This is a genomic window from Flavobacterium rhamnosiphilum (assembly GCF_004349195.1).
GTDB classification, from domain to species: Bacteria; Bacteroidota; Bacteroidia; order Flavobacteriales; family Flavobacteriaceae; genus Flavobacterium; species Flavobacterium rhamnosiphilum.
In genome coordinates this window covers 119,315-125,628 of sequence record NZ_SMLG01000012.1, presented here as the reverse complement: position 1 = coordinate 125,628, position 6,314 = coordinate 119,315, and the positions used below count along the sequence as shown (strand labels likewise).

General features: G+C 37.0%; 4 protein-coding genes. 2 read left to right on the top strand and 2 right to left on the bottom strand.

Features of this window, described 5'->3' with window-relative positions; genetic code table 11:
- Positions 1 to 696: 696 nt before the first annotated feature.
- Positions 697 to 2,103, top strand: a complete 1,407-nt coding sequence (locus E0I26_RS14360; RefSeq protein ID WP_131917128.1) for an APC family permease — start codon at positions 697 to 699, stop codon at positions 2,101 to 2,103.
- Positions 2,104 to 2,354: 251 nt separating this feature from the next.
- Here the strand turns inward: E0I26_RS14360 and E0I26_RS14355 are convergent, their stop codons facing one another.
- Together E0I26_RS14355 and E0I26_RS14350 are read right to left on the bottom strand one after the other, a co-directional pair.
- Positions 2,355 to 3,803 (bottom strand): glyceraldehyde-3-phosphate dehydrogenase, encoded by a 1,449-nt coding sequence (locus E0I26_RS14355; RefSeq protein WP_131917127.1) that lies wholly within the window; start codon positions 3,801 to 3,803, stop codon positions 2,355 to 2,357.
- Positions 3,804 to 3,964: 161 nt separating this feature from the next.
- Positions 3,965 to 5,365: a trypsin-like peptidase domain-containing protein gene (locus E0I26_RS14350; protein WP_131917126.1), complete on the bottom strand. Its 1,401-nt coding sequence runs from the start codon at positions 5,363 to 5,365 to the stop codon at positions 3,965 to 3,967.
- Between the two features lie 137 nt (positions 5,366 to 5,502).
- Between E0I26_RS14350 and dapF the strand changes: the two genes are divergently transcribed.
- Positions 5,503 to 6,285, top strand: a complete 783-nt coding sequence (dapF, locus tag E0I26_RS14345; RefSeq protein WP_131917125.1) for a diaminopimelate epimerase — start codon at positions 5,503 to 5,505, stop codon at positions 6,283 to 6,285.
- Positions 6,286 to 6,314: the final 29 nt, after the last annotated feature.

Genomic DNA, 6,314 nt, shown 5'->3' with positions numbered 1-6,314 from the left:
TACATTAATCTTATTTTGGTTAGCGATATAATTATTATCTGTTAATTGGTTTTCTGAAATAAATATATTTTCGCTTTCACAATTCCAAAGCAATAACGGAATTGTTAATAATAAAATTGCAGTCTTTAAGAATTTCTTTATTTTTATCATAGTATATAAATTAAGTATTAATATTCAATTTTAGTTTTAAATTAATGTTACTGCTTTATTGAGTTTTATTTCCATTTAATCAAAAAGTTATACATCAGTATAATTCTTGTTGTGCTATTTTTTTTCGCTATGTTTTTTTTTTATTAAGTTTGTTAAAACTTGTTTGTACTCGTCATAACTTCCTAAAGTTCAATCAATTTTTGTTGGCTTTGAATTTTTAAATTTTTTTTAACGAATTTATAAAAAAACAACTACAAATGACTAAATTCACTTTTTATTTTCAGAAAACTTTTCTTACCTAACAGTAGTTGTAAACCGCAATCGTTCTCGCAAGTGCGTGAGGGATGGAAGCGGCATCCTTTATTTTCTTTCTTTAAGAAAATAAAGATACAGCGTACAGCCCGACCCGGAGTTTTTACGAAGGGTCACGCCCAAATCAATAAATTTTTTTCGTTTTTACTCTATTATCGATCACCTTTTCCACTATTTTCTGAAATTTCCAAAAAAAGTATATCTTTAGCCAACTAAAAACCAAAAACCCAATATATGGAAGACCAAAAACCAGAAGATTTTAAAAGAGAATTAGGATTACTTGACGGAACCATGCTTGTGGTGGGTTCTATGATAGGTTCCGGGATATTTATTGTAAGCTCAGATATGGTGCGCCAGTTGGGTTCGGCCGGTTGGCTGATTGCTATGTGGGTGCTTACGGGTGTAATTACGGTGATTGCTGCCGTGAGTTATGGTGAATTGAGTGCTATGTTTCCTAAAGCCGGAGGGCAATATGTGTATATCAAAGAAGCCTACGGGAAACTGGTGGGTTTTCTATACGGTTGGAGTTTCTTTGCGGTGATTCAAACTGGGACAATTGCTGCCGTGGGTGTGGCTTTTGCTAAATTTGCCGCTTATTTGTACGCGCCTTTAAGCGATAAAAATATTTTGTATGAGATTGGCGATTTCAAACTCAATGCTGCTCAGATTGTTTCTATTTTTACCATTATTTTGTTGAGTTACATCAATAGCCGCGGGGTAAAAAACTCTAAGATCTTACAGACGGTTCTTACCGTAATCAAAATTCTGTCGTTGGCAGGTTTAATTATTTTTGGTTTCATGGCTGCAAAAGCGGAAGTATGGGATGCCAACTGGACCAACGCTTGGGCTTCACAATCTATGGATGTGACTAACGGATCTTGGATGCCAATAAGCGGAACGGCGCTGATTTCGGCAATTTCGGCAGCTTTAGTGGGTTCGTTGTTCTCGAGTGTGGCTTGGGAAGGGGTGACTTTTATTGCAGGTGAAATTAAAAACCCAAAACGCAATGTGGGATTGAGTTTGTTCTTAGGAACCTTAATCGTTAGTGTTATTTATATTGTGGCCAATATTATGTATTTGGCTGTCGTGCCTTTGCAAGGTATTGCCACGGCCGAGTCTGATCGTGTGGCGGTTGTGGCTTCACAGGTTATCTTTGGATCCGTTGGGACTTTGATTATTGCTGTGATGATTATGATTTCGACTTTTGCCTGTAACAACGGATTGATTATGGCAGGTGCCAGAGTCTATTATACGATGGCTCAAGACGGTGTTTTCTTTAAAAAAGCAGCCGAATTGAATAAAGCGAGTGTTCCGGCATGGTCTATATGGATGCAATGTTTTTGGGCTTCGGCTTTGTGTTTGACAGGGAAATATGGTGATTTATTGGATTTTGTGGTAATCATCGTTTTGATATTTTATATTCTCACCATCTTAGGGATATTTATTCTTCGCAAGAAAATGCCCGATGCCGAAAGACCGTATAAAGCTTTTGGATATCCGTTTTTACCGGGACTCTATATTGTTATTGCAAGTGCAATTTGTCTGGCGCTATTATACACTAAAACAAGTACAAGCGGTTGGGGTGTTTTGATTATGCTGATTGGAATTCCTATTTATTACTTGACAAAACCGAAGGAGTAATTAGTTATGAATTATAAGTTATGAGTTTACGGATGTATTACTCTCATGACTTTTAAAAAATCCATGAAAATCGGATTGATTCACGTCATCTGCGGGCCATTAAATTTACCCATAAAAAAAATCCGTCTCGTTTTCATAACGCGACGGATTTTCTATTTAATTCAGGTTGGGTTGCTGCTTTCTTCAATCTAAAACTAAAAACTAAAAAACTAAAAATTACAACCCGCAACCAACAACCTGTAATCTAAAGACTAGTAATACGTAAAACGTCTTACTTTGGCAATGTATTTTGCTAATCGGATTACCTGGTGGCTGTATCCGTATTCGTTATCGTACCAAATGTATAACACGATATTTTTTCCGTCGGCAGAAACGATTGTGGCGTTACTGTCATAAATTGCAGGAGCTGATGTTCCCACGATATCCGAAGAAACCAATTCGTTATTCAAAGAATATTTGATTTGCTCTACCAATTCGCCTTCCAATGCATATTTTTTCATGATAGTATTGATTTCTAACAGCGATGTTTCTCTGGATACTTCAAGATTCAAGACTACCAAAGAACCGTTAGGAACCGGCACCCGAATTGCATTTGATGTTAATTTTCCGGCAAGGCTTGGTAATGCTTTTGCAACAGCACTTCCGGCACCAGTTTCGGTAATCACCATATTCAAAGCAGCGGCTCTTCCACGACGGTATTTTTTGTGCATATTATCCACAAGATTCTGGTCGTTTGTATAGGCATGGATCGTTTCTAAATGTCCTTTTACAACTCCTAATGTGTCTTCAACAGCTTTCAATATTGGCGTAATTGCATTCGTAGTACACGACGCAGCCGAAAAGATGTTGATTTCGTCAGGATTGTATTCGTTTTGGTTTACGCCATGAACAATATTAGGAACTCCTTTTCCCGGAGCGGTAAGCAATACTTTATCCGCACCTTTAGAAACTAAATGTCTACTTAACGCTTCGTGTGTCGTAAAAGCGCCTGTGTTGTCAATTACCAACGCATTGTCGATTCCAAAATGAGTATAATCAATTTCTTCGGGTCCGTTGGCGGTGATGACGTGAACAGTGGTTCCGTTGATAATCAAAGCATTGTTTTCAGGGTCGGCAGTTACTGATCCTTGAAAATCACCGTGAATAGAATCGTATCGTAATAAGGACGCTCTTTTTTCAAGAGTAGTGGCGTCATTTTTATCGCGTGTCACGATAGCGCGCAATCGCAATTGACTTCCTTTCCCTGTTTTGGACATTAATTCTCTAGCCAATAAGCGGCCAATTCGACCAAAACCATATAGCACAACATCTTTCGGTTGAATTTCCTCAGAGTCTTTTGCGTATTTTAATTTATCAATAACAAAATATTTGGCGTCAGGATATTTTTCATCTTCCAAACGATATTCGTAAGTCAGTTTGCCAATGTCGAGTTTAGAAGGCGGTAAATCCAATTCTAAAACAGCTCTGGCTATTTCTACAGAGTCAAATACCGAAATAGGTTTGCTTACAAATTCTCCCGCATATTCATGTAGGTTGATGATGTCGCTTACATTTCTATCAATTAATTGATTTCTGAATAAGACCATTTCTATGGATTTATCATACCATAAATCGCTGATGATTTTAATCAATTCTACTCCTGCACGTCGCCTGTCGGCTTGAAAAGTAACTTCCTTTTCGTATAAAGTTGTGGTTGCCATGTTGAAAATTTAATGAAAATAAGTGATTGTATTTTTTACAAATTTTGCGCAAAAGTACCCATTTCAATCGATTTCGTAACACATTTTATGATTTATTTATAAAATAAAAAAGCCACCTTGTTTTTTCAAGATGGCTTTGGTTTTTTTAAAATTCGAATACCTTAGAGGATCACTCGGATTACCTCACCGTTTTTATTAATCATTTCGATGCGTACGGTTTGGTTTTCCTCTTTTTTACTTAAAAGTTTAGATACCGTTTCCACATCCGTAGCTTTGACATTGTCAATACTCAAGATAATATTTCCTATCAACTCATCCTCGTATTGTTTCAAGTTTTGACTGCTTATTGATTTAATTTTTACACCATAATCAATTTTAAACTTTTTCTTGTCCGCTGCCTCGATGTTTTCCAGTTCGATGCCTTTAAATTCAGCATTGAAAAACTCATTTTTGCTCAAGATAACTGGAACCACTCTGGTTTTTCCATCTCTGATATAGGTGACCTGAATTTTGTCATTGGGTCTTTTCGTATTGATGTATCCGGAAAGATCAGCAAAAGTCGTCACATTTTGTTCGTCTAATTTGATGATGACATCGCCTTTTCCAAGTCCTGATTTTTCGGCACCGGAATTTTTGGTTACTTTATTAATGTAGAATCCTTGCGTTTGTGTTATTCCTAATTCCTTGGAAGTAATACTGTTTAATTCGCCTCCTTCAACACCAAGAATTCCACGTTGTACATTACCAAATTCCATAAGATCCTCAATTATTTTTCGGGCAATATTCGAAGGTACCGCAAACGAATAGCCTACATAAGAACCCGTCATTGACGAAATCATTGTGTTGATTCCTATCAGTTCACCACGCGTGTTGACTAAGGCGCCACCACTGTTTCCTGGGTTTACCGCAGCATCTGTTTGTATGAAAGACTGGATTCCGCTGGTGTCTAAATCTCTGGCTTTCGCCGAAACAATTCCGGCGGTTACCGTGGAAGTTAAATTATACGGATTTCCGACTGCCAAAACCCATTCGCCAATTTTCACCGAATCAGAATTGGCAAAAACGGTATACGGTAATTTTCCCTCCGCGTCAATTTTCAATATGGCAATATCCATTTTAGAATCGGTTCCAATGAGTTTTGCCACATATGATTTTTTGTTATTTAAGGTGATTTCAATTTCTGATGCGCCTTTGATCACGTGATTGTTGGTCACAATATAACCATCCTCCGAAATGATAACGCCAGACCCCGTTCCTACTTGTTCCTGGGATTGTCCTCCTTTATACCCATAAAAATATTCTAAAATGGGATTCGTAATGGTTCTGCGGGAAACGTTTTTTACGTGCACAACCGTATGGATGGTTTTTTCTGCAGCCTCAGTAAAATCAAGTACATCCGATGATAATCCTACTTTCTTTCCGTAAGAATCGGATGCCGTTGTGACTCCTGAATTTTTATCATTAGAAAAATATCCATTGGTGTCAAATAATAATTTGTATGAACCCAGTGTTACTACTCCGCTCAACAGGGAAACCAAAAAAAGTGTTGAAATTTTTTTCATAATTAAATTCGTTTTTTAAGATATTTACTCGTAAAAATAAAACTAAATTAGCTTCGTAAAATACAGTTTAACGCTCTTTAACAATGATTAACATTTCATTAATAGTTCGTACTTTTGTATAACTCAATTCAATTAAAATGCAACTAGAATTTTATAAATACCAAGGAACAGGAAACGATTTTGTCATGATTGATAATCGTTCGGATTTTTTTCCAAAAGAGAATACTCAACTCATCGCGCATTTATGCGACAGACGTTTTGGAATAGGAGGCGATGGTCTTATTTTACTGGAAAATGACACGACTACTGATTTCAAAATGGTCTATTACAACTCTGATGGAAACCAAAGTTCCATGTGTGGTAACGGTGGAAGATGTTTAGTGGCTTTCGCCAAAAAGCTGAACGTAATCCAAAACGATACTACTTTTATTGCGACTGATGGTTTGCACCACGCAACAATTGAGGATGATGGATTGGTTTCGTTACAAATGATAGATGTTGCGGAAGTAAAAGTGAGTTCGGATCATGTGTTTCTAAATACCGGTTCACCACACCATGTGCAACTCGTAGACGATTTAGAAAATTACAATATAAAGGAAAACGGAGCAGCCATTCGATACGGAGATTTGTATGGGAAAGCAGGAAGCAACATCAATTTTGTAAAACAAATTGACGACACCACTTTTTCGTTAAGAACGTATGAAAGAGGCGTAGAAGATGAAACCCTTTCTTGTGGAACAGGCGCTACAGCAGTTGCAATTGCAATGAATGTTTTAGGAAAAACGGATGCTTCTTCTATTGATTTGAATGTTGAAGGCGGAAAATTAGTCGTTTCTTTTGATAAAAAAGAAGGGCAGTTTACACACGTTTTTCTGAAAGGACCAGCGGAATTTGTATTTAAAGGAACGATTGAGATATAACTAAAGCCCAAAACCAAGAACCTAATACC

Coding starts and splice junctions, on each gene's coding strand:
- dapF (WP_131917125.1), top strand. CDS start 5,503: ATGCAACTAGAATTTTATAAATACCAAGGAACAGGAAACGATTTTGTC.
- E0I26_RS14355 (WP_131917127.1), bottom strand. CDS start 3,803: ATGGCAACCACAACTTTATACGAAAAGGAAGTTACTTTTCAAGCCGAC.
- E0I26_RS14350 (WP_131917126.1), bottom strand. CDS start 5,365: ATGAAAAAAATTTCAACACTTTTTTTGGTTTCCCTGTTGAGCGGAGTA.
- E0I26_RS14360 (WP_131917128.1), top strand. CDS start 697: ATGGAAGACCAAAAACCAGAAGATTTTAAAAGAGAATTAGGATTACTT.